Origin of the sequence: Vibrio harveyi, from assembly GCF_030060435.1 — a bacterium.
Lineage (GTDB): Bacteria > Pseudomonadota > Gammaproteobacteria > Enterobacterales > Vibrionaceae > Vibrio > Vibrio harveyi.
The window spans coordinates 870860-895108 of record NZ_CP125876.1 but is presented as its reverse complement, the minus strand read 5'-3'; the positions used below and the strand labels follow the sequence as shown (position 1 = coordinate 895108).

At 45.6% G+C, this 24249-nt stretch carries 25 protein-coding genes; 13 read left to right on the top strand and 12 right to left on the bottom strand.

Features of this window, described 5'->3' with window-relative positions; translation table 11 throughout:
* Window positions 1–2 precede the first annotated feature (2 nt).
* The 4 genes from QMY49_RS20610 to QMY49_RS20595 all read right to left on the bottom strand — a co-directional run bounded on the left by QMY49_RS20610 (window position 3) and on the right by QMY49_RS20595 (window position 3986).
* Entirely contained in the window at window positions 3–431 is a 429-nt protein-coding gene (locus tag QMY49_RS20610) for a ribosomal maturation YjgA family protein (RefSeq protein ID WP_283316499.1), read from the bottom strand.
* A complete protein-coding gene (creD, locus tag QMY49_RS20605; protein WP_253649955.1) occupies window positions 418–1758 on the bottom strand; it encodes a cell envelope integrity protein CreD in 1341 nt (446 codons plus the stop codon). Before creD ends, QMY49_RS20610 begins: the two co-directional genes overlap by 14 nt.
* 75 nt (window positions 1759–1833) lie before the next feature.
* A complete protein-coding gene (gene creC / locus QMY49_RS20600; RefSeq protein WP_050921305.1) occupies window positions 1834–3276 on the bottom strand; it encodes a two-component system sensor histidine kinase CreC in 1443 nt (480 codons plus the stop codon).
* A complete protein-coding gene (locus QMY49_RS20595) occupies window positions 3276–3986 on the bottom strand; it encodes a response regulator (protein ID WP_017189660.1) in 711 nt (236 codons plus the stop codon). Before QMY49_RS20595 ends, creC begins: the two co-directional genes overlap by 1 nt.
* 261 nt (window positions 3987–4247) lie before the next feature.
* Here QMY49_RS20595 and QMY49_RS20590 point away from each other — a divergent pair, with 261 nt between their 5' ends.
* On the top strand, window positions 4248–4760 hold the full coding sequence (locus QMY49_RS20590; RefSeq protein ID WP_009697974.1) for a DUF2799 domain-containing protein: 513 nt from the start codon (window positions 4248–4250) through the stop codon (window positions 4758–4760).
* 26 nt (window positions 4761–4786) lie between these two features.
* On the opposite strand, the gene QMY49_RS20585 is transcribed toward QMY49_RS20590, so the two are convergent.
* A complete protein-coding gene (locus tag QMY49_RS20585) occupies window positions 4787–5245 on the bottom strand; it encodes a GNAT family N-acetyltransferase (RefSeq protein WP_283316487.1) in 459 nt (152 codons plus the stop codon).
* 91 nt (window positions 5246–5336) lie between these two features.
* Complete coding sequence (locus QMY49_RS20580) at window positions 5337–5807, bottom strand: GNAT family N-acetyltransferase (protein ID WP_026138289.1); 471 nt, start codon at window positions 5805–5807, stop codon at window positions 5337–5339.
* A gap of 132 nt (window positions 5808–5939) precedes the next feature.
* On the opposite strand from QMY49_RS20580, the gene QMY49_RS20575 reads away from it, so the two are divergent.
* Entirely contained in the window at window positions 5940–7130 is a 1191-nt protein-coding gene (locus QMY49_RS20575) for an MFS transporter (protein ID WP_009697977.1), read from the top strand.
* Entirely contained in the window at window positions 7105–8073 is a 969-nt protein-coding gene (gene yidZ, locus QMY49_RS20570) for an HTH-type transcriptional regulator YidZ (protein WP_283316485.1), read from the top strand. The genes QMY49_RS20575 and yidZ overlap by 26 nt, the downstream gene beginning before the upstream one ends.
* Window positions 8074–8120: 47 nt before the next feature.
* Here yidZ and QMY49_RS20565 read toward each other — a convergent pair whose 3' ends face one another.
* A complete protein-coding gene (locus QMY49_RS20565) occupies window positions 8121–9011 on the bottom strand; it encodes an alpha/beta hydrolase (RefSeq protein ID WP_283316484.1) in 891 nt (296 codons plus the stop codon).
* Window positions 9012–9159: 148 nt separating this feature from the next.
* On the opposite strand from QMY49_RS20565, the gene QMY49_RS20560 reads away from it, so the two are divergent.
* Window positions 9160–10077 (top strand): LysR family transcriptional regulator, encoded by a 918-nt coding sequence (locus QMY49_RS20560; protein WP_283316483.1) that lies wholly within the window; start codon window positions 9160–9162, stop codon window positions 10075–10077.
* A gap of 8 nt (window positions 10078–10085) precedes the next feature.
* Here QMY49_RS20560 and QMY49_RS20555 read toward each other — a convergent pair whose 3' ends face one another.
* Together QMY49_RS20555 and QMY49_RS20550 are read right to left on the bottom strand one after the other, a co-directional pair.
* The gene (locus QMY49_RS20555; RefSeq protein ID WP_017189664.1) at window positions 10086–10961 is read right to left on the bottom strand and encodes an aspartoacylase; all 876 of its coding nucleotides are present in this window, start codon (window positions 10959–10961) and stop codon (window positions 10086–10088) included.
* Window positions 10962–11022: 61 nt separating this feature from the next.
* Window positions 11023–11901: a 6-carboxytetrahydropterin synthase gene (locus QMY49_RS20550; protein ID WP_005453207.1), complete on the bottom strand. Its 879-nt coding sequence runs from the start codon at window positions 11899–11901 to the stop codon at window positions 11023–11025.
* A 202-nt stretch (window positions 11902–12103) separates the two neighbouring features.
* On the opposite strand from QMY49_RS20550, the gene QMY49_RS20545 reads away from it, so the two are divergent.
* The 8 genes from QMY49_RS20545 (at window position 12104) to QMY49_RS20510 (ending at window position 21048) form a co-directional block, all read left to right on the top strand.
* Window positions 12104–12973, top strand: coding sequence for a DMT family transporter (locus tag QMY49_RS20545; protein ID WP_283316481.1), 870 nt, complete (start codon window positions 12104–12106; stop codon window positions 12971–12973).
* A gap of 392 nt (window positions 12974–13365) precedes the next feature.
* The gene (locus QMY49_RS20540) at window positions 13366–15540 is read left to right on the top strand and encodes an FUSC family protein (RefSeq protein ID WP_283316479.1); all 2175 of its coding nucleotides are present in this window, start codon (window positions 13366–13368) and stop codon (window positions 15538–15540) included.
* 10 nt (window positions 15541–15550) lie between these two features.
* Window positions 15551–17236, top strand: a complete 1686-nt coding sequence (locus tag QMY49_RS20535; protein ID WP_050940351.1) for a TolC family protein — start codon at window positions 15551–15553, stop codon at window positions 17234–17236.
* Complete coding sequence (locus QMY49_RS20530; protein WP_005453214.1) at window positions 17236–17439, top strand: DUF1656 domain-containing protein; 204 nt, start codon at window positions 17236–17238, stop codon at window positions 17437–17439. Before QMY49_RS20535 ends, QMY49_RS20530 begins: the two co-directional genes overlap by 1 nt.
* A 12-nt stretch (window positions 17440–17451) precedes the next feature.
* Entirely contained in the window at window positions 17452–18339 is an 888-nt protein-coding gene (locus QMY49_RS20525) for an HlyD family secretion protein (RefSeq protein ID WP_005453216.1), read from the top strand.
* A 19-nt stretch (window positions 18340–18358) separates the two neighbouring features.
* Window positions 18359–19045 carry a potassium channel family protein gene (locus QMY49_RS20520; RefSeq protein WP_005453218.1) on the top strand — a complete coding sequence of 229 codons (687 nt, stop codon included), beginning with the start codon at window positions 18359–18361 and terminating at the stop codon, window positions 19043–19045.
* Complete coding sequence (locus QMY49_RS20515; RefSeq protein ID WP_005453220.1) at window positions 19038–20183, top strand: AI-2E family transporter; 1146 nt, start codon at window positions 19038–19040, stop codon at window positions 20181–20183. The genes QMY49_RS20520 and QMY49_RS20515 overlap by 8 nt, the downstream gene beginning before the upstream one ends.
* 193 nt (window positions 20184–20376) lie before the next feature.
* Window positions 20377–21048 (top strand): DUF2057 domain-containing protein, encoded by a 672-nt coding sequence (locus tag QMY49_RS20510; protein WP_005453222.1) that lies wholly within the window; start codon window positions 20377–20379, stop codon window positions 21046–21048.
* 63 nt (window positions 21049–21111) lie between these two features.
* Here QMY49_RS20510 and QMY49_RS20505 read toward each other — a convergent pair whose 3' ends face one another.
* The 3 genes from QMY49_RS20505 to QMY49_RS20495 form a co-directional block, all read right to left on the bottom strand.
* Window positions 21112–21948 (bottom strand): outer membrane beta-barrel protein, encoded by an 837-nt coding sequence (locus tag QMY49_RS20505; RefSeq protein WP_017189669.1) that lies wholly within the window; start codon window positions 21946–21948, stop codon window positions 21112–21114.
* Window positions 21949–22074: 126 nt separating this feature from the next.
* Window positions 22075–22518 carry an RDD family protein gene (locus QMY49_RS20500; RefSeq protein ID WP_009697987.1) on the bottom strand — a complete coding sequence of 148 codons (444 nt, stop codon included), beginning with the start codon at window positions 22516–22518 and terminating at the stop codon, window positions 22075–22077.
* A gap of 118 nt (window positions 22519–22636) precedes the next feature.
* Window positions 22637–23401 carry a ferredoxin--NADP reductase gene (locus QMY49_RS20495; protein WP_009697988.1) on the bottom strand — a complete coding sequence of 255 codons (765 nt, stop codon included), beginning with the start codon at window positions 23399–23401 and terminating at the stop codon, window positions 22637–22639.
* A 209-nt stretch (window positions 23402–23610) separates the two neighbouring features.
* Here QMY49_RS20495 and QMY49_RS20490 point away from each other — a divergent pair, with 209 nt between their 5' ends.
* Window positions 23611–24063, top strand: a complete 453-nt coding sequence (locus tag QMY49_RS20490) for an acyl-CoA thioesterase (protein ID WP_005453229.1) — start codon at window positions 23611–23613, stop codon at window positions 24061–24063.
* Window positions 24064–24249: the final 186 nt, after the last annotated feature.

Genomic DNA, 24249 nt, shown 5'->3' with positions numbered 1-24249 from the left:
TTTCATTTCTTTTCTATCCAACAACACAGTAGACCTCCGATGCAATAAGCCAGCAGATCTTTCCAATCAAATGTGGCGCCCAAAATCACAACCAGAGGCGATGAAGATTCGATACCAAGCCAGACTACAACCTGTAACAGTTGCCCTAACTCAACAGCAAACGCAATCAACACCACCAATGAAACCAGCCAGTTAACGGGCATGGAAAACAAGCTTGCAAGAGAGTAGTAGAGCCAAACCACAACCAGAACATCACCAAATGTCGGACGAATAAAGCTGTCTCGAACATAGAGCGCAATAACGACCAATGTGATAAAACACACCAAGCTTTTGAGTCCATTTTTTGCAGAAAATCGCAGGTGGATAGCGGACGTTTCTTCCACCATATTGCTTGGCTGACCAGTAAGAGTGACTCGTTTAAACATCTTCATGATTCGCCTTTGCACTTTCTTCTGCTTTCTTATTTCGTGCGTACCAGTCGATGTTGCGTGTAATAACCATAGTGAAGCTCAAAATCGCAAAACACAGTAATGTCCCCATGACCAATGCGTAGCTCTCTGCTTGTAGCAAGCCAAACAGTAATCCGTAGAGAGTGAGCAAACACGCTCCGAATATCGCGCCGTGCTTGGTGTTGCTCAACATACCGCTCACGTACACACTTAAAAGCCCCGTCGATGCGACTGCTGACACCACATACGCCCAGTTAAAGCCCAGATGTTCACTCATCGAAATCAGCAATAGATAGAAAAGCGCTAAAGCCAGACCAATAAAGCCGTATTGCACTGGGTGAACCGGACGCGCTTGGAACAGCTCCAGTAAGAAGAAACTCGCAAACACTAATGTGATAACCAACAGTGAATAGTTCACAGCTCGGTGAGACTTCAAATAGTGATCAACAGGGTCAATCAAATCTACGCCCATTTGTCGCTGTTCAAGCTCGTGACAAGCGTGATTCGATGACAAACAGCTTTGGAACAGCTGCGCGATATTGGTTGAGAAGTTGTTGCTCGCCCATTGCGCGTTAAATCCATCTTCAGATACTTCTGACGACACCGGTAAGTAATCACCAATAAAGCTTGGATGTGCCCAAGTTGAAGAGAGTTCAACCGTTGTTTGACTGCCGATTGGTGTGACTTGAAGCTGACCCATACCTTGCAGCAAGAAGTTAAGATCGAATGCCAAAGGTTGTTCTGCGTTTAGGTCTGCAAGTGTCAGATCACTGTGGAAGCCTTGTGGCAACTGATTTAACCCCGTTCCCGGTGCGACTTCGATGTCAGCACTCGCCATGGTCATGTCATCCAAACGAATCAATCCACGGCTGTCTTCAATGCCAACCACTAGGCTCATGTTTTCAATATCAAGCCCCTGCAACGCCGCGAGATCGTCTGCATCAAAAGCGCCTTTCAGTGCCACTTGTGCTTTGTATAAACGCGCGCGGTAAATGCCTCGGTACTTTTCAAAACTGTCCAGATTCGCGCTCATATCAAAAGTGCTGGGTAAAAGAAATTTACGACGCTCTTTAATCTGTACTTTGTCATCTCGGTAACTGGTTTCGGTGTAGTTAACCATGATGAATGGACCAATGATGCGCTGTTCGCCGCTGCTGCTGCGTGCGATGTCGTTTCTGACTTCATCTTGGCGATATGAGCGTTCTGAGATCAGCCCTGTGACCATTGAAAGCGGGATTTGCAGTAAGACAAACAAAAACAGTACGAAGGCGAACTTCGTACCGAGTTGGTTATTGAGGATCTTTTTCATATTTCATTCTCCATTTGCTGATGGAAGTAATCTAAATCAGCAATTTGGAGAACGAATGGAGCTAATGTGGAGTTTCTATGGAGTTGGTAAAATCAAGGTCACTTTCACACCAGAATCGACGTTTTCGACTTGCAACTTACCTTTGTGCAGCTTGGTCACTTGCTCAACAAAATTTAGCCCAAGCCCAGTACTCTTAACGCCATTTTCCCGAGCGAGGGAGTAGAAGCGCTCCGTCAAACGAGGCATCGCGTAGTCAGGAATGTGAGGACCTGAATTGAAAATCGACAGGCACACTTTCTCTTTCGCGACCTCAGTTTTCCATTCAATGCATCCCTCTGAATCAACAAAATCCAACGCATTGTCCATCAGGTTAAAAACGGCTTGTTTCAGTAAGAAAACATCACCAAGCACGGCGAGATGGTCATCAATTTGGATGTTGGTAATCACCGACTTTGCACTCAAGCGCGCATCCGCCGATTCAACCACTTCATTGACCATTTGTGTTAGCGAGATAGCTTCGACTTGTTCTAGCTCGGGGCGCTTTTCAAGACGAGCAAGTTCGAGCAACTTATCAATCAATGACTGCATGCGGTCGCTTTCTCGCTCAATGTTGCCAGCAAAGCGCACGACCTTTTCTTCAGGCAACGGCATTTGCAATATTTCACTCGCGCCTTTAATTGCTGATAACGGGCTTTTCAGCTCATGAGTCAGCGTCTGTACGTACTCTTCCACATACTGCTTACCGTCGAGCTGGTTGCGCATTTTCTCTAATGCGTCGCTTAGCGTGCCGTACTCATAAAAGATACGAAATGTCGGCTTAGAGACCTTTTCACCCTCACCCATTTTGGTCGCGTAGTCTTCTAGCTTGTTCAGTGCCGAGTGAATTCGCCAAGCAAACAATGCCCCTGCCAATAGCACTAAACCACTCATCCACACCATCCAAAACAGCACATTGCGTTTAGACAGATCGATGAAGGGTTGTACTGAGCGATTGGATTTTGCCACCGTCACGCTGCCAATGATTTCGCCTTTGTGGTAAATGGGCGCAGCAACGTGCATAACGGTTGAGAGCGGATCTTTCGGGTCTTCGATGGTACTGCGCGCACCGTATTGACCGCGCAACGTGAGATAAACATCGTTCCATTGCGAGTAGTCTTTGCCTACGTCTTGCTGCCAAGAATCCGCAATCACAATCCCTTGTTTATCGGTGATGTAAATTCGATGGTTAATCGCTTTTTTGCCAATTTCCCAAATGCGCGCTTGAGGTTCTCGCTGCCCATAAGCCGCTAATAGTTTGGAGAAGCGACTCTCAGACAACTTTCCGTTTGCAACGTCCTCTTCTGCCAATACCGCGAGCAAGTTCGCCATATCCACCAGCGTCTCTTCGGTGGTTTGACGCACGGTTGGCTTAAGTTCTTGGACGACAGTTTTGCTCACCATGTAAGCCGTCATTCCGACTAAGATGAAGTAGAGAAAAAACAGTCTGAGTCCAAGTGGGATCTTCGGCCAACGATTCATCATTCACCTTTAATGCAGTAAAAGTAACCAAAGCCACGTTTGGTACAGATGCGTTCAGACATCTCAAACGGCTTCAACTTATGGCGAATCGCTTTGATATGGGTATCGATATTACGCTCATATGCAGCCTCTGGCGCCATGTCTGCCGCGATCATAAGTTGCTCTCGACTCAATACATTGGAAGAGACGGAAATCAGCTTATCGAGGATCTTAAATTCCACCGCTGTTAACCCAAGCATTTGTCCACCGACACCATAATCAAAGTTCTGCGCAACCAAATCGTGACTAAATTGAGATTGCTCTATGGTTAATGTTGGTTCTGGTTTATGTTCCACCATCGGTGCTTTGGATTTGATTCGTAACTTGATGCGCGCCAACATTTCACGCGGACTAAATGGCTTAGTCACGTAATCATCCGCGCCAATCTCCAAGCCCACTACACGGTCAATTTCATCGCTTCTTGCGGTGAGAAAGATAATTGGAATATCAGAAAACTCACGGATAGCTTTGCAAAGCTCAAATCCGTTGCCGTCTGGCAAGCCAACATCCAATACAAGCAAAGCCGCGGTATTGTGCTGCAAAAAAGCGAAACCTTCTCCTGCCGTTGCAAACCACTCTACGTGGTAGCCATCCATCTCCAATACATGAATCAAGTTGTCGGCAATAGCAGATTCATCCTCGATAATGACAACGGTTGATTGGTCACTCAATGTCTAAACCTCATTGACTATATTTATTTTAATGTCGTTGTTGCGTGTCTACTTTGATGCAAAGGCTATCGAATTGATACAACAAAGGCAAAATCCGTGAACAATATTAATCAAACTCGAATTCATTCAGCGAATTGAACTTATCACTGATACTGATGACTCACTACAATTGCGAATACAATGATTTCAACTATTGATATGAACAGTGTTCATTTTACACTCAACCATATCAATTCGATTTTGTTTAAAGGACAGTAACTGATGAAAAGAGCGCTAATCCCCCTAGCAGTACTCACTTTGCTCTCTGGTTGCGCCAGCATGTCTCCAGATGAGTGTAAGACAGCAGACTGGTATAGAGTAGGCTACAAAGATGGGCAGGAAGGTAACAATCCGAGCATCATTAACAGCTACGCTGAAGACTGTGGTGAAGCGGGTGTCACTCCAGATCGAGAACAGTGGAAAGAAGGCTTTGATAAAGGCACGATTCTTTACTGTTCACCAGACAATGGCTATACCGTCGGTATTGAAGGTAAAGAATATTATGGTGTGTGTAGCAATAAACAGTTCATTGAAAACTATCAGTTAGGCCATCAAGAATACCAACGCCAACAGCGTATCCAAGAGATCGATAATGAAATTTCTATCATCGATAATCAACTGGATAACAACCCAGATAAAGACAACGCTAAACGCTTAAAAGAGAAGAGAAAGCGATTGGCTGACGAACGTTCAAACCTCTTGTCGCCAACCATCAATTTCAATTTGAACTTCTAATTTCAACTCACTATCAATCAATGACCCTAGCTCAATTCTAGGGTCATAAACTGGCTATTTGGATCGAGTTCGTAGTCACCAAACGGCTCGCAATACACAAAGCCATGCTTTTCATACAACAGGCGCGCAGGTTTAAAAAATTCCATCGAGCCAGTTTCTAAACTTAAGCGCTGCAAACCTTTTTGCTTCGCTTGCTCAATTACATGAATCAATAATTGAGACGCCACACCTTGGTTTCTTGCCGCTGGCGTGGTGCGCATGGATTTAAGCTCAGCATGTTGATCATCCAGCTCTTTAATCGCTGCACACCCAAGCAGTTGCTCATCCTTCCATCCGGTCCAAAATGTCACTTCTGGCGCTTTGAGCTTAGCTAAATCTAACGCATGCACACTCTCTGGCGGCGATGTGGCATACATGTCTTGTAGATGTTCTTCTAGTAATGCGATTACGGCTGTTCTTTCTAAATTGTCGACTTCAATTTTCACATATCGTCCTTGAGAGTTCGTGGTTATTCATTCAGTTGCATCAAATTTATTGCAAAATTTTAGTAGGTACAATCTATTGCTTTGTTCTTCATTACAATTCCTGTCGCATGATGTGCTGAGGTCCAACTGGTCCACCATGATAAAGCTCATTAGTATCTTCAAAACCCGCCTTTAGGTAACACTGATAGGCGGGGACGTTTCGACAATTAACCGTTAGGTAGAGAAATTCAAATGTTGGATAGTGCAACTTAACAAAGTCCCTAAACAAACCAATGGCTTGCTTCGCAATACCTTTGCCTTGATGGCGACGATCCACCAGTAATGAGCGAACACCTAAACTTCTTTGAGGGCAAAAGTCATAATCTTCACTGTACGCAGCATCAAATAAAAAGAACCCGACCACACGATCATCTTCAAGGATCAAATGAGGCAGCTCTGTCGGTTTAAGACTTTCCAATCGCTGACCAATATTCTCAACCGTAAACTGAGCTTGATCTTCCAAGACTTGCAGCTCAATGGTTTGCGCGTGTCGACATGGCGTATACTTTTCAATAGTAATCATGGTCATCCTTGTTGAATTTACGTTCGATTTATACAGGGTATGTCGTAAATGGAAATACCTACGGTCGCAATTCCCACTCGCTGGCAAACGTTTCACACATTATGATCCTCACCAATTGTTAGTGAGGTTGCCATGTTCCGTTTTTTGCTTTGTAGTTTTTCCCTTGTATTACTCTATCCTACCGCGATTGATCTTTACCTTGTAGGTTTGCCTCAAATTGCCGCGGATTTAAACGCCAGTGAATCACAGTTACACATTGCGTTCTCTATCTACCTTGCCGGTATGGCAACGACTATGTTGTTTGCAGGAAAGATCGCCGACTCCATTGGTCGAAAACCTGTTGCTATGGTTGGCGCTGCGATCTTCATTGCAGCATCACTACTTGGTAGCATGGCTGAGCAGTCCGAGGCGTTTTTAATTGCTCGATTTACCCAAGGTATTGGAGCTGGCTCTTGCTATGTGGTTGCTTTTGCCATTCTTCGCGACACGTTGGATGACAAACGTCGCGCGAAGGTACTATCTATGCTCAACGGCATTACCTGCATCATTCCTGTCATCGCCCCCGTTGTTGGTCATCTCATTATGCTCAAATTCCCTTGGCCAAGCCTGTTCACCACAATGGCAGGCATGGGTGTGGTGGTTTGTTTGCTTTCAACCTTGGTGCTCAAAGAATCAAAACCTAACGTAATACCACAACAAAGCGCCGCTTCAGCTTCTAACCAAGAAACCTTCTGTGAGCGCTTTTTTATTAGCCGACTCATCATTACTGCCATTGGCGTGACCACCATTCTCACCTACGTGAATGTCTCTCCAATGCTGGTGATGGGCGAACTTGGTTTTGATCGTGGTGGCTATTCTTCTGTCATGGCAGGCACGGCACTCGTCAGTATGCTCACCTCTTTTTCTGCGCCATTGGCTTTGTCTTATTTTAAACAACGTACACTGATGCTGACGTCGCAAACCGTGCTTGTCAGTGCTGCGATGGTGATTGGTTTTGCGCATCTAGACCAATGGGGAATCCCATTTTACTTATTCGGATTTGGGCTGATTTGCGCTGGCTTCTCGATTGGCTTTGGCGTGGCCATGAGTCAAGCGCTCAGCCCATTCTCTCAACGTGCAGGTGTAGCAAGCTCATTGCTGGGCATCGCTCAAGTGTGTTGCTCTGCGATCTACATCTGGTTCATGGGATTGATTGGCGTTAATGCGCTGAATATGTTGGTGTTTATCTTAGCAATAGGTGGCGTAATCAGCTTGGCTCTAATACTATTTATTCCTAAGCCTGCTCATGAAAGCCACTATGAAGAAATCACTAGTCCGTCTTGATCTCAACTTATTGTTCACTCTGCAATTGCTGCTGCAAGAGCAGAGTGTTTCCAAAGCGTCGAAGAAATTAAACGTTACGCCGTCAACGGTAAGTAAATCGCTCAATAAGCTTCGTGACTGGTTTGATGATCCTCTGTTTGTCAAAACACCGAAAGGATTAGCGCCGACTCCGTTAGCACAAAGCATGGAGCAAGATCTGGCGGAATGGCTACAAATTGGCAGCCAAATTGCGGAAAAACGCAGCGATATAGCACCAAAAGGCGTACGCTTTGATTTGACAATTGAATCCCCGTTAGTGCTGACGATTCTTGATGATCTTCTTATCGCAATCCACCAGCGTTACCCGGATGCTAAAGTCAAAACCAGTAATTGGGATTATGATTCACTCGATGCGATTGTGCGTGGAGAAGCAGACATCGGCTTTACAGGAAGAGAGAGCCATCCCCGCTCGAAAGAGTCACTCGACCTGCTCCCTTACTTCCTCGATTTTGAAGTGCTGTTCTCAGACCTACCTATGGTGTACCTGCACAAAGATCACCCTGCTTTGAAGCAGGAATGGAATCTTGAGACCTTTTTGAGCTATCAACACATCAATATTGTTTGGGAAAAGAGTGAAACATGGGCATTGGATGAAGTATTGAGTGAACTGGGCTTACAGCGCTCAATTGGCTTAACCATGTCGAGCTTTGAGCAGTCTCTATTTATGGCCGCACAGCCACACCACAATATGCTGACCACCGCACCGCAATACTGTGAAAGTTACACCAAGAAGCTACACCCAGATTTGGTGTGTCTACCCATTCCATTGGAACAAACTCAACAAGATAAACTGCTGATCCCGTTCACCATGATTTGGCACAAACGTAATGCGTACAACCCAAAACTGGTGTGGTTACGAAATACCATTAAGTCACTTTATGGTTGTTCCAGTGACATCGATTAATAGCAAAAGGGGCGATATTCTCGCCCCTTTTTCTTCTAATGGTGTGATTAGCTAAAAAACTCAATGATCTGCTCAACAGCTTGATCAACGTATTCGTCTTCGTCATAGAGCCCAATGTGATTCGCACCTTCAATTCTAATCAATTGTTTAGGCTGCGAAGCCGCATCAAACATTTGCTCACTTTCGTATGCGGAATCCGCTTCTGTACCGACAATCATCAGCAGTGGTGTCGGTGTCAGGTTTGCAGCAATATCCAACGCAGAAAAGTTAGCCAACGTCTCATAAGACCAAGGCAAAAACTTGCTTTCGTATAAACCTTTTGCTCCGCGCTCTGTCATGTAGTACTGGTAGAACTCTCTAAACAGACGTGGCATTTCCTCACTGTCTTCAGTTGGTGCATGAGGCAGAAAATCAATCTGCCCAGTAGCAAGATAACGTTCTCTCGCTTCATTACCTTTAAGCAGTAAATCTAACAAACCCTCTCGACCAATTACGTTGTGATAAAAACCTCGGTGGTCAAAGTAAGCACTCACAGTCGCAAGTGATTTTACGCGTCGATCTGTCACAACGGCATGAGCTAAATACCCGCCGCCAGAACAAACACCTAACCCATGGATTTGCTCGTTGTTCACATACGTTAAAGAACGTAAATAAGTGACCCCATTGCGGCAATCTTCCGCTTTACTGTATGGGTTCTCATGAAATCTTGGTGCACCTTCACTCGCGCCAAAACTGGCATGGTCAAACGTTAATACCACAAATCCCTTGGCAGCAATTTTCTCGGCGTAGATTCTTACCGTCTGCTCTTTCACACCCGCCTGTGGCGCTGCAATCAAAACCGCGGGTAAAGGATTCTCCACTACGGATGGACGATGAATTTCCGCTGCAAGTCGGTTGCCATTGCTGAAAAATGAAGCCTCATATCTTGTTACTGTCACTCGATTCACTCTCTATGGTTAACGGTTTTTTAGACGATAGAGACGAGCATTCACAAACATTTGTACTCTGCTCCTCTCTTTTAAACCAGTATAAGGAGCGCTATTATTCAGATATATATGAGCATTATGAAAACACTGTTAGGTTTACATGAACAATCTATCTTGGCGAGGTATTCGAGCGTTTATTTATGTGGCGGAATGTGGAAGCTTTACCTCCGCAGCCGAAGCGATGGGCGCATCAAAGGCAAACGTGAGTCAGCTCGTGAGTGAATTAGAGTCCTCGCTGGGTGTTCAATTGCTTTATAGAACCACACGTCAGCTTCGCCTTACTGAAATTGGCGATGGCTACTTTCGCAAGTGCAAAGAAGCAATGCTACAACTGGATGCCGCCGCAGAGTGGGCACAGCAAACCACCAGCGAAATTAAGGGTCGGATCCAAATGAATTCTGTCGGAGGTCCGATTGGCGAAGAGCTCATTGCCCCATTGGTGATGAGTTTTCAATCCGCCTACCCGAACGTAGAAGTAGAGCTCGATTTCTCAAAACATCGCGTTGATCTCATTGAAGATAGCTACGACTTAGTCCTCCGTGTCGGCGAAATGCCAGACTCCACTCTCATCGCGCGCCGAATCACCACACTTCGCACGCACTATGTCGCAAGTCCAGATTTTCTGGAACGACACCCGAACATCCTCGTCCCAGAAGATCTTAAAGCCTTGCCTTTGATTCATGGCAGTGTTGATCATTGGATCATGAAGAATCATAAAGAGCAGCGCATTATCAACGTAGGGCAAGGTATTAAAGCGGCTACTGGCAGGACCATGCGGCATGCGGCGGTTTCTGGACTAGGGGTAACGCGACTAACCGATGTGTACTGCCATGCTGATTTGGCATCAGGGAGACTTATCGAAGTACTCCCGGAATGGTCAGAAAAAACCTTACTTTCGCTCGTCTGTCCGCCAGTCAAATATCAACTACCAAGAGTCAAAATGCTTATGGACTGGATAAGCGACCGATTCGAAGAACACTATAAACAGTTCAGAATTGAGGGCGAACATTCAAGCTAAGCTCGGTTTCAATCACTCGTGCGAACGCATTTTTTCTCAGCAAGTGCCATAGCGATATTGGCTTTGCTGTACGCACTCTCGTTGATGAAATGCGGATAGATATCCTGTTTGCCTTCCCAGAAAATATCGTAACCAAAGAAGGTCGCGAGTAGTGGTTCGCCCGGTTTGACTACCTCGAAATCTCGTCCACAGATCATAGGATGTACTGTCGCGACACGCATACCATCGTGGTCGACAGGGATCATGACTTCTTCGGTGTAAAAATACGCGTCGTAGTCATTCAACTCACCAACTCGACCAAGGTTATGCTGTTCAAGGTAATCGAGCACCATGGTCAGCATCTTCTTCATTAGCTCTAGAGTGTCGTACTTCAGTGAACCATGTGCTTGAGCTCCAACTTCGATCATCACACCATGCTGCCCGGTGGTGCACAAATAAGGTTGGTCATCCCACGCTTTTCTGTCTTCAAACAAGATGTTGGCTTCTGGCATGCGTTGCTTCACATACGCCCCCATCTTGCGATAGAACACGTCATTAGAAACCAAAATCAAGGTCGCACCCATGTTACTGGTGGTGTTGTGCAGATCGATGATCAATTGATTCTCTTGGTGAGCATGTACTTGCGTGAATTGCTGCGCGATTTCAGTTTCTTGCTGAGTCGCAGGCGATGATTGATTCGCCAAGGCAAATTCACGGTTGAGATCGGTCTCCACATAACGAACGTTTTGCTTTACCGCTTCAGGGTTGCCAAGCACACACTGAGTATTGAACGTCGAACGGTCGGCAACATAGAGGCGATCTTTGATGAGCTTTTGAAGATAAATGCCAGAAAGCTCGTTACCATGCGTACCTGCCACGAGCAGAACACGATTAAGTTTGTCCATAAAAGTGATATTCCAAATATTGAGTAAAAGTGAGTTTTAATTGAGATTGAGCAGCGCCCTCTTAGCGAAACGCCATCGCTCCTTTTCCCACACCTTCATAGGCGATAATTTGCAGTGACTGCCCCTCATTTAATGAAGGAGCAATTTCATTAGCGATAAATACGGCAAGCAGTTCCACCGTTGTATCCGTGTTCAGCACTTCGGTTTCACTGTGTGCAATCGCTAACTGGAAGTCCCCTTGAGACGTGGTGTAACGAAAGCCAAAGTGGGTATCGCTACTGCTGCCATTAGCGTGTTCACTCAACTCTAAATGCTCAACTTCAACTAAGTCTTCGATGGAGGCGAGATAGATATCTTGCCAACGCTGTGCAAAAGCGTGCTCGCGTTCGATATCACGCTGCCCATCCACTAGGATTTGGATCGGTGAACGATGTCCGTGTGCGATACGCTGACAATTACCATCGTGTTTTTTTAAACCGTGGGTGTAGTGATAGTAAGCGCCATCGAGTTTTTCATGACGTAAGGTCACATCAATCGATGCCACATTACTCGGTAGATGACCTTGTAGAACATGGTGAATGTGTTTCGTCACGCTCTCTATTGAGATTTCTTTAGCATCAACAAAGCAAAAGGCTTCATCCGGACAATGTAGATGAATGCCCTTTTCACCACGCATAAGGTCGACTTGGGAATAGCCTGATTGAATACTTGTGGTTTCCACCGCGTCATTATCTACGGGAACAAGCAAACGGTGATCAACATATTGATCGACCAATTGTTTGATTTGCTTCTTCACTTTCGAGAAATCCAGCACCATGCTCATCTCATTGAGATCGCCATGCATTACGACATCCAGAATCCAGCTCTCGCCGACCATGCCTCGTTTTTCACACAAATACGATGCATCAATAACCGTGAGATCATTAACAAATAGATTCAACCCGAATTCCTCATTCTGTATTTATTACCGAACCAAATTGTTATGTTATAACAATTGCTATTTTCACTCAATTTGGCAAGACTTCGATATCTCAATGCACCATGAGTGTGCGTTTTCAGCTATAACTAATCACTTTATCAACTAATTAGCTTCTTATGTTTGGCGCTACACTGCGTATCTTGCTTAGGATTGAGGATAAGGAATGTCGACATTTTTACTGACCGCGATTGCTATGTTGGCGTTTGCTGCCAATTCACTGCTGTGTCGCTTAGCATTAACAGCAGGTCTCATCGACGCGGGCAGCTTCACCCTTATCCGTTTACTCTCTGGTGCAGTCACCTTAGTTGCCATCCTACTTCTGAGAGGAAACTTTCGCAGCCAGCTACCGACAACCAAATTCAGTCTGTTTGCAGGAGTAGCCTTATTTGGATATGCCGCCCTGTTTTCTTTCGCCTATATAAAACTAGCAGCTGGAACCGGAGCCTTGTTACTTTTTGGTGCTGTACAGCTGACCTTACTCGCCCTTTATTGGTGGCAAGGGCAGCGCTTTAAATCGCTCGAAGTGTTAGGCATTGCGGTGTCGTTAGCGGGGTTTGCTTGGCTCATGCTGCCATCGGCAACTCGACCAGATGTCTGGTCTGCTGTATTGATGGTACTTTCCGGTGTTTGCTGGGCAGGCTTCACCGCTCTAGGTAAACACACCCCAACTCCGAGCAGTGGGATTACTTGGGGGTTCATTACCGCTTCCATCTTAGGACTCCTACTTTCCCCACTGTTGTTAGATTCAATTCAAGTAACCTTAAAAGGTACATTATTAGCCATTGCATCGGGTGCCATCGCCTCAGGTTTTGGTTATGTACTTTGGTATCAGGTAATGCAAAAGTTATCTCTGTTACAAGCAGCGGTTAGCCAGCTTTCTGTTCCTGCCATCGCTCTGATTTTAGGTAGCATATTGTTAGGTGAAGCCCTGACCCTACATTCGTTAATAACCAGTGCTATCATTCTTGGCGGCATTGCATTGGTCTTTTTATCTCGCTCCCAAAAATCCAAAACCACATCTACAAGCCAGTAAAAAACAAAAACTTCCCTCTCAACTTATTCCTCATCATCTATGCTTTTTGTTAGGCACTTGTTTTCACAATAATTTGGAAGTGAGCAAGACCTAACATGCTGGCGATGAGCCTTGAATAGAAATTTGGTTTGATAATTCCTGCAAAACTGTATCAGTAATGAGACTTTCTAGTTAAATGTTTTCTTGGTCGTTTTTCCTCCCACGCTATGAGCAACGGGGCTCGAAGAACGATTTAGGCTTTTCAGTCCGATTGGGTTTTGACAAAGGATTTACAAACCTCTTCATTTCAATCGCTATATTCCGCGTCCGCAATTTTTTCAGAACGAAATTCTGATTATTGATTGAATAAATTCATCCACTTACAAGCATAAGCCTGAGCTAACGTTGACACTATGAACGAGAAAATCAAATTCGCCACAAAAGTAGCGCTTAGCCTAACTCTGGCTTATCTGATCCCGTTTGCAATGGGTTGGCCGCAAGCATCTACCGCGGCTACGACAGTCATGTTAATCGCTTCTACCGGTAGTCGACGTGAGTCTCTCGCCAAAGGCACATTGCGTGTGCTGGGTACTTTGGTAGGTGCGGTAATCGGTTTGTTGCTCGTCGGTATGTTTGCCCAAGATCGCTTGCTGTATATGCTCAGCGTTTCTGTCGTTGTTTCCTTTATTTTCTATTTCCGCAACGCGTACCAAAAAGACCCAACCTTACTTGCCTTAACTGGCGTAATGGTCTTAATGATGTCGAATGGTGGAGATGCAGAAGGCGCATTCATGTATGGCGTTGATCGCGCGTACATGACGATCTTTGGTGTAGTGCTTTACACCTTGGTGGGCACATTCCTATGGCCGACCAAAACAGAGCAAAATCTGCGTCAACTCATTGAGCAACTGAATCAAGCTCAACAAACGTTGTTTAATGCCATTTTGCAAAACTTCGAACAAAAAACAGCGCTACAACAGGATGTGGTCACCAATGTGGAAGCGACTGAAAACGATGAAGCACCGTCACCAACCATCGATGAGTTGTTAGAAAAAGTATTCGCCGCACAAAACGCGCTAGAACAACGCTTTGCAACCGTCAGTGTCGAGTGCAGTGATGTCTCGGCCTATATGAAAGAGTGGCAACTCGCGGTCCACTTCAATAAGCAAATCACTCAAGAGCTTAGCGTGGCTGCACATAGTCACTTTAGCCACCAGCAAGACCGAAGCTGTATCAACAACTTTGATCAAGCAACTCAAGAAATCCAACAACTGTTCAAGATCAGTCAAGAGATGTGGGCCAACGAGGGAGCGGCTTACCGAGCTCAAGAATTAAACATCGAATACAACCAAGCGGCGCTGGCAGACGTGTCTCACCTTGTGAAAGGCTCAGCACTCACACTTGGTCACTTACTTAAACTCATGCACCAAAGCTTGTCTCGCTTAGCTGAGAGCATTAGCTGTATTGATTCTGTGACCAACAATGTGTCGTTTAAGCAAGAATTGCCGAAGCAGAAGAGTAAGTTCCTTTGGTGGGATGCTGAGAACTTCAAAACCGCAGTGAAAACCTTCACCACCTACTGGGTGGCAGGGTTAATTTGGATTTATTTCAACCCGCCAGGTGGCTACTCGTTTGTTACCTTCTCAACCATCTTTATGTCACTGCTGTCGTTTGTACCTGTTCACCCATTCATGTTGCTGATTTTGTTTACGTTTGGCTTCCTATTTGCAGTGCCTTCGTACGTCTTTATTTTGCCGGGTTTAGAGTTAGGTGCCGAACTGGGCTTGTTCATCTTTATCTATACCTTTATCGGTTTCTATCTATTCAAAGGACCGGTGACCATCTTCTATATGATTGGCTTGTTCGTGCTCGGGCTCGACAACAATATGACCTATCACTTTGGCATCCTAATGACGATCATGACCTTGTTCTACATGGTGGTGTTCATGATCATTTTCGCTCATTACTTCCCTTTCAGTTCACGTCCAGAGCATTTGTTCTTAACGCTGAAAGAGCGGTATTTCAGGCATGTTGGTGACCTATTTGCTAGCTATCACCAACAATCTGAGTCCTCTTTTAAAAAGCTGAAACGTTCTTTGCATTTGGTGACACTAAACGTCTCTTCCAAAAAACTGATGGTTTGGGGCTCAAAGATCAACCACAAGTTATTTGATAAAACGCCGCCAGAGGCCATCGGCGCATTCAGCAAGTCATGCAATGCCCTAAGTAACCACGTCAACATTTTGATTGCTGCCGAACAAAAGCTGTTAAGTAACCGACTTATCAAACAGTTACGCAGCAAGCATACCGATTCCATATTACCTCTGATGGCTGGCGCACTAGCAAGCCATCAGACGACCGACGAGCTCAATTCTGTGTTCGAACAATACAGCCAAGATTACCAATCCTTTGAAAATAAACTGGAAGAATTCTTTAGTGAGTTGGATTTATCTGACTACGCTTATTCAGAGATTGCCGGTTTTTATATCTTGCTGAATTTAAAACGGAACGTGTTCGAAGCGATCAACCAATGCAAGCAAACCTACGAGGATATCGATTGGGTGAACTTACGTCAGAAGCGGTTTTAAAGGTGAGGATATGATGCTTCTAAAACTAACTAAACCTAGCCTCGCCATACTCTCTGTACTCGGATTGAGTGCGTGTACGACTTTGGGTCCGGACTACGTCCATCCAGAGCAAACCGCCTTGCCAAGTGATTGGTCATTAGAAAAAGCGGCGCAAGACACACAGCAATCCGAGCAAAAACTGCAGCAGTGGTGGCAGCAGTTCAACGATCCAACACTGAACCAACTGGTTGAGATGGCGAGCCAACAAAACCTCGATCTTGAGGCGGCGGGTTTGCGCATAGTCCAAGCACGTTCGCTATTGGGCATCTCCACAGGATTGCAATACCCACAAGTGCAAACTGTCTCCGGTAACTTAGCCAGAGCTTATGTGAACGACCAAGGTGTAAATAACGCCGCGCTGTCATTTGATGCAGGGTGGGAAATGGACATCTGGGGCAAATACGCGCGTGGCATTGAATCTGCTGAAGCTGGCTACTATGCGTCGATTGCGTCTTACCACGACATCATGGTGACCATCACTGCGGAAGTGGCACGCAATTACATCAACTACCGCACGTTCCAAGAGCGTATTTTACTCTCTCGTCGAAACATCGAGATCCAAGAGCGCGTAGTGAATATTACTCAGGTGCAATTTGATTCGGGTAATGTAACCGAGCTCGACGTTCAGCAAGCGAAAAACCAGCTCTTCAATACTAAAGCGGCGCAACCTTCGCTTGAAATTGCAATGAAGCAGTCGCGCACTGCATTAGCATTGCTGTTGGGTGTGCTGCCAGAAGACGTTGAAAAGCTGTTGCAATCTGATGGCTTTGCTCAGCGGATGGCGGATTACGAAAACCAGTTTAAATCCTCAGGCAGAAAACCCGCACTATCAGGCAGCGACGAACGTTCCATCGTACCTCGCCCACCTCTACTGGATAACAAAGTGGATGCAAATTTGGTGATGCGCCGACCTGATCTTCAAGTATCAGAGATGCAAGCTCGTGCTCAGAGTGCTCAGATTGGCGTTGCCGAAACAGCCTTGTACCCAAGCTTCTCTCTGTTCGGCTCTATAGGTATCGATAGCACGGTTCCAGATGGCAGCAGCTTCAGTTTCAGTGACTCGTTAACCATGGTGGTAGGTCCAACGTTCAGTTGGAATATCTTCCAATACGGACGAGTGAAAAACAACATTCGATTTGAAGATGCGAAGTTTCAAGAAACGCTGACCAACTACAACAAGAAGGTGCTGCAAGCGGTTAATGAAGTGACTAATGCACTGGAAGCTTATGACTTGTATTTGGAGCAAAAATCGCTGCGTCTGCAATCGGTTAATTCGTCGATTCGCGCGTTCAATATATCGATGACGCAGTACGAAAACGGTCAGATTTCCTTTGAGCGTCTACTGAATTCAGTAGAGAAGATGACTCGCGCAGAAGACAGCTACGCCACCATCAAAGGTAACGTCGCAAACCAAGTTGTGGCACTTTACAAAGCGCTCGGCGGTGGATGGGAGGCCCATACAGGTAAGCCATTTTTATCTGAAACCGTCGCCAAACAGATGCAAGACCGCAGCGATTGGGATGGTTTGCTGGACGAAGAAGAACGTGTTCTGCCACCAATTCGCATCGAGCCACCTTCAGACAAAGCGCAAGCAGACAGTGCCGAGCAACTAAGTACCCAGAAAAATAGTTCCGAGCAAGATGGGGAGGTGCAGTAATGCCACACGAACTCTCTTGGGGTGACGTTTACTTTTCTCCTTTGTTACTGGTGCTGATTCTTGCCGTCACTGCCACATGGATAACGGTGATCATCTTGAACAAGACACGCTTGTCACGCTTCATTGCATTTCCGTCTCTGACATTCATTGCCATCATGGTGTTTTACGTGGTGGCCATCGACAGTTTTTATATACAGTTTTAGGTGCCCAACAAGATGAAAAAACTACTCGTTATTGCACTCAATCTTGTCATTCTTGGTGGCGCGGCGTGGTTCGGCTATCAGAAGTTCGAAGAGTATTTTAATAACCCATGGACCCGCGATGGTCAGGTACGTGCGAACGTTATCAAGGTTGCACCTCGTGTATCTGGTCCTATCGTTCATGTTGCCGTGATGGACAACCAAGAAGTGAAGAAAGGCGATCTGCTGTTTGAGATCGATCCAACCACTTACGACGTTGCCCTATCACAAGCAGAAGTGGCGTTAGAGAAAGCCATCGTCAGTTCACGCGGTAAAAAGATCGAATACGATCGTTTAAAAGACATCCGAGCCAAAGACCGAGGCGCAGTTTCTCACAAAGATCTCATTCGTCGTGAAATCACCTACGAAGAATCGTTACTGCAAATCAAATCAGCAGAAGAGCAGCTTAAGTCTGCGCGCCTGAACCTTGGTTACACCAAAGTGTACGCATCGGTTGATGGCTTTGTATCAAACCTAGATATCCGTGACGGTACACAGGCGGTTGCAAACCAACCGTTAGTGGCACTTATCGACAAAAACAGCTTCTGGGTCTTTGGCTTCTTCCGCGAAAACCAATTGGCTCAAATTGCTCCGGGCAATGAAGCTCGTGTCACCTTGATGTCTCACCCAGACACACCTATCGACGCTACGGTGGACTCCATCGGTTGGGGTATCGCCCCTAAAGACGGCACCGTTGGCTACAACCTTCTCCCTAATGTGAACCCTGTATTTCAGTGGATTCGCTTAGCCCAACGCATTCCCGTTCGCGTGTCATTACATGAATTACCAGAAGGCGTCGACCTACGCTTTGGTCTTTCTGCTTCCATCATGGTGATGAAGGACTCATCACAAGAGCAAGAATAGGAGTTAAACAGACATAACCATGGCTATCGGAAAAAAACTCAAAAACATCAATGAAGAAAACAACTTCTTCTATCTGACCCTAGCGTTAATCGGGCTCTTAATTGGCGGTGCGTTTGTACAGGTTGTAGGAGAAGGAGCGATGGAACACCTGTTACAAGGGTTCACCATCATCACTTTTATCGTCTGTATGGCGAGCTTACGCTTTGACAAAAACTGGTCACGTTTTCTTTACACCTTGCTCGGTACTTGGGTATTGGTGATTGGTATTAAAGCCGCTCTCGGTATCAAAGAAATGGACGTGGTGATGCTCGCCCTCACCTTCGCCTTCTTCTTCGGGACATTCAAATCCATCGCAAGACAGATTCTGTTCACTGGGCATGTGAACACCAACAAAGTCATTGGTTCGGTTGCCCTATTTTTGCTGCTGGGACTGATGTGGGCAATTGCCTATCTCATCCTTCTTGAGTTCTCTCCAAACTCATTCACCGGGATGGAAGCCATCTCTTGGGGTCAGAACTTCTCTAATGCAGCGTATTTCAGTTTCGTCACCTTAACCACGTTAGGTTACGGCGACATCAGCCCTCTAACACCATTGGCACAAGTCGTTGTGTATTTAGAGGCCATTGTAGGCGTGTTTTATATGGCGATTGTTGTTTCAAGTCTCGTCAGTTCCAACATTGAACATCAGGTAAACAAAAATGGATAAACAATCGGAAAAAACAGAGAGTAAGATTTTCATCAGTAATATGGTGGAATCTGCGATACGTATCGGCTTGATCTTAGTCTTGCTGATGTTTACGTATGACATTATCAAACCTTTCATTCTTCCTGTGATTTGGGGTGCGATCATCGCGGTTGCATTGATGCCAATCTGTAAAAAACTAGAAAGAGTGTACGGTGGTAAACGAGGTCTCGCGGCAACGACAATTGCGTTGTTGGGTATCGCCCTACTGGTCACGCCTCTAGTGATGGTATCAGGCTCCATTGTTGATGGCGCAACGCACGCACTAGAAGTATTGCAAAATGGCGACATCAAAATCCCTGGTCCAAAACCTTCTGTTGCTGATTGGCCACTTGTCGGTGACAAGCTTTACGAAGTTTGGACGCTGTTCGCGACAAACTTAGAGAAAGCAATTCAAACCTTTATGCCACAAATCAAGTCAGGCTTAACGTCTCTACTTGGCATGGTAGGCGGTGCTTTGGGTAGTCTGCTTCTTTCTATCCTATCGCTTGCGATTGCTGCTGGCTTTATGACTTACTCAGAGTCCTTGGCATCAGGTCTTAGCACCATTGCCGTTCGCACCGCTGGCGACAACGCCAAGAGCTGGACAACACTTATCGCCGCAACCATTAAGAGTGTGTTGCTTGGCGTGGTTGGTGTCGCTGCGATTCAAGCACTATTGATTGGTGCAGGTTTCTTCATCTTCGGCGTACCTGCTGCAGGTCTACTCACACTTATTCTGATGATCCTGTGTATCGCACAGCTTCCCGCACTGCTTGCCGTACTGCCTGTAATTGGCTACATGTACATGACCCAAGACACCAGCACTGCGACTATGTTCACTGTGTGGGTTGTGGTTGCGGCATTGTCAGAGAACCTGTTCAAACCGATGCTAATGGGACGCGGTGTTGATGTACCGATGCCTGTGATTCTTCTTGGTGCCATTGGCGGCATGCTCTTCTACGGCATCGTTGGTCTGTTCTTAGGTGCCGTTATCCTAGCGATTTGGTATGAGCTATTCGTATGGTGGTTGAGCATAGAGAAAGCACAACAGCAAGAAGAAGCGGTCATCGAAGAGAAAGAAGCGTCGCAAGCGGAATCTGGTCACGGCGCTGGTATCTAACCTTGCAAGCATTTGAAACAAACCGCTGTCTTTGCAGCGGTTTGAGCTATTTAGCTCACAGTTTCATCGCTTGGAATCAGATTAAAATAACGTTCTTGTTAAATTTTCAATCTTCTAACATTCGAGAGTTGCAATCAGACAATGAACAATGCAATCTCGATGACCACTAATGACAGTGCTTAGGATAAAAACAATGAAATTGATCAAGCCTTTAACTTGCGCGCTTGCTTTGGCAATGAGTGGCATGGCATTCGCGGATGTGACGGTAACCGTTCCTGACGACGTTTCAATCTATGCGGCTAACGGTGAAAAAGTAAAACTATCTGGTGGCTTTTTTGCTTCTGAAAGATCATTCACTCTGCCTGACGGTGTAAACCAAGTTGTTTTCCGCTACGCACCTTACTTCAGCCAAGGCAATGATCGCCTAAGTGTTGAGAGTGACGTTATCGTAGCTCGTTTCGACGCAACCGATGCTGAGCTAGCGTTCCAGCTTCCTGAATACCGTGATCTTCGCCAAGCAGAAGAAAGAATCAAAGACCTAGATTGGAAACTGGTTGATGCTTCAGGCAATGCAATTGCGGTAGAGCAAGACAAGCTAATCAAACCAGGTATGCAAATTGGTCGTGACTACGTTCGCGAAGTGGAAGACTACAATAAAGCAGGCGGTGTAGCGGCAATCGGCGTTGCAACTGCAGCGGTCGTTCAGCCTGTAACGCTTCCAGCAGCAATTCCATCAGACATGAAGCAAACTAAGCCTGCGACAATGAAAGCAGATTCAACGGCTGAAGAAATGCTGCACTTCTGGTACCAAAAAGCAGACGCTGAGACACAAGCGCGCTTTAAAGACTACATCAACAAGCAATAGCTCGTTGTCTGGTAGACGAAATATTCAATACAAAAAGCCACACTCCTGTGTGGCTTTTTTAATTCAGAATTTGTACGCCATGGTCAGCATTGGACCATAGAATCGGTAGGTAACATCGAGCGCAGAATTGTCGCTTTCGTAATCAACCCCTACTTCGTAATAGTTAAATGAACCCGTAATGCTGAATTGGTCGGTAAAGAAGTACTTAGCGCCAATGTCCACTTCAAACAAATAGCCTTCTATATCATCCACAGCTAAATAGAACACCTGTGCGTGGCTTTTTAAAATCCAGTCTTGCGTCAGTGAATACTCTGCTCGAATCCCCAAATCAGGCAAAGGGGCAGTAACATCATTTAAAACCGCATCATCAACAAACATTACTGGAATTTCATCCACCCCACTCACTTTTGCGCCAAGCTTGCCATCTAAACCTAATGACAGCCACATCACGTGCAGCCCCGCTAATACATCCACCGCCCATTTATCGCTGGTGTAAAACTGGTAACCGTAGCCTAGGCGTGCAATATCAATGTTCAGTTCTGTGGTCAGTTTAGAGCCAGCTTGAACCGCATAAGTGGTGCCATCAACGGTAATTTCAAAAGGTTTGGTTACCGCTGTGCGGGTTGCCTCACGGTGCAAACTACGCCAATCAAGATACACGCTATGTTTTTTATTGAAGTAATACTCCACTTCAACATAAGGCAGCACGGTAAACTCTTTCAAATCGAGATCAGATTCGAAATCAATGGTACGTATTTGGTCGAGGTAAGGGTCGTAGGCGTTAAGTTTGGTGTCAGTGCGAGAGAAAAATCCCCCCGCTTCAATCTCCCATTCTCCAGCAACGACGCCGGAAGAAATGAGAGTAGCGAGGCACACTGTCCAACCAGCTTTGTTCATCATCCTTGAGTCCTAAGCGATTGAATTTATGTTTGAAGTAAGTGTAGTCGTAGGAAGAGAGATATGGAAAGACGATTCGATCGCAACTCTGCATGAAACTGATCATTCAACGTCAAATCAGCAGTTGAGTTAGCAATTCACCACTTTGGTACCTGAAAGCAAATCGTGTAACAAACGACGCTCAGGGTGAAATAAAAATAGAGCAAGGTTGACCAATGGTGTAAACGGGATAAGCATTTCAATCAAATAGCTCATACACAATCGTAAAGACGTGGTCACTTTCGTCGTGTCGTGACCGTTCTTCATCACCACTTTGATCCTAACCAAACGCATCCCAACAGTTTGTCCCTCACGGAGAAAATTCCAATTCGCCATCATCAACATAGGAATGGTTAGCACGTAGCTTGCTTTTGTGTCCTTAACTAATTGAAGGTTTTCACTCAAAGAAAGTTCGAAGCCATTTACAACAGAATTGATGGTCAAAGCGATTGTAAGCACTAAACCAGTCACGATCATCAGATCGATGAAACCACCAATAAATCTTCGCCTTCTATCGGCAATTGAGCACCACATACTTCCCCCTGAAATGCAAGCTGATGCATTCTAGGGATGGGTTGTAAGGCGCTCAATTGTGAGAAGCCATATTTGTGACCCTCTCTCAGAACTGAGATAGCCAAATATCAATCAAACCTTACCAATATCTCTCGTAAATGATATTACCACCCGTTCGGGCACGATACTTCTCTAAGCCTAAACCTTGCAGTACTGGAGAGGTATCTTTGATCATCTCTGGGTTACCACACATCATCACAAAACTGCTTTGTTTAGAAAACGGCAAGTCAGCACGATTAACAAGCTCTCCCGACGCAATCAACTCTGGAATGCGACCTTGAAGCTTACCCGGAATACTCTCACGACTGACAATCGGCACATAACGCAGACGACCTTCATATCGCTGTTGGAGCTGCTCAATCAGGTATTTGTAAACTAAATCTCTTTCGTAACGCACACCATGCACCAGCACAATGTGATCGCTGTGTGGGAGTAGATTAATGTCGTCTAACAAAGAGAGAAATGGACCAATGCCTGTCCCCGTTGAAAGCAGCCATAGATCGTTTGCGTGTTTGGGAATGGTATCGTGGATAAGATCGCCATGAGCCGTTTCACCAACATAAATGCTATCGCCAGTTTGAAGCTGTTGCAGCCTTGGCGTCAGTTGCCCTTCAGGGTTCGCGACGACTAAGAATTCGAGCCACTCGAACTGTTCACTGGGCGCATTCACCACCGAGTATGCACGGCTAATGGGATTGCCCTGTTCGTCGAGCAAGGCGAGTTTGGTAAATTGTCCGGCTTTGAAGGAGAGAGGCGCACCGGAAACTCGTAAACTGAACAGCTCACCTGTCCAGTCGATTCGTTTTTCTACTTTGGCAAGATTGAAACCTTTCAGTTCTGTCATTGGACATCTCCTTTTGGTTACGCTTACTTAAACCTACGCCTCACCACTGACTATGTAAAGTTTTTAGTTTACAAAAATAAGCATCCAATTCATTTCACATTCTACATACAATTTTATTACATCTTAATCAGTTCCATCTAGAATAAATACTCAAAGTGATAAGTCGCTTAGCAAATTGCGGCAACGTCGATGAAAAAGGAACATGAGTAATGGATACGTTATTAAAAGAATTCCCAGTGATTACGGAAATCAAAGTCGCTTGGGGAGAGATGGATGCCCTGCAACACGTCAATAATGCGGTGTATTTTCGTTACTTCGAAACTGCGCGTTTGGACTACTTCAACAAGATTAATCTGTTGGTAGATCTGCAGACGTCTCACATCGGTCCGGTTCTAAGTGAAACCCAATGCCGCTATAAGCTACCCGTTACGTTTCCAGATACGCTTTTGATTGGCTCACGCGTAATCGACATGCAAGAAGATCGCATCACGATGGAATACCAAGTGCTGAGTAAGAAGTGGGGCAAGATTGCGACCATCGCGACCGCTACTGGTGTGATGTTTGATTTTAAGAACAACGTGAAAGCTGCGATTCCAGACCACGTTCGCCAGTCGATTTTAGACTTGGAAGGCACCGTGGGCAGTACGCATCATTTGGAGTAAGAAAAGAGGCAAGAAGCGAGAGATTAGAATCGAGATTCCCTACTGCGCTCCTTCGTCGCTATCGGGAATGACGCAGAGGAACTATTCCAGCCTATGCGATGAGAAAAGCTGTGTCCTTCCAGCCTACACGGTAAAAAGTTGCGTCATTCTAGCGAGCCAAGGCGAGACTAAGAATCTACTTACCGC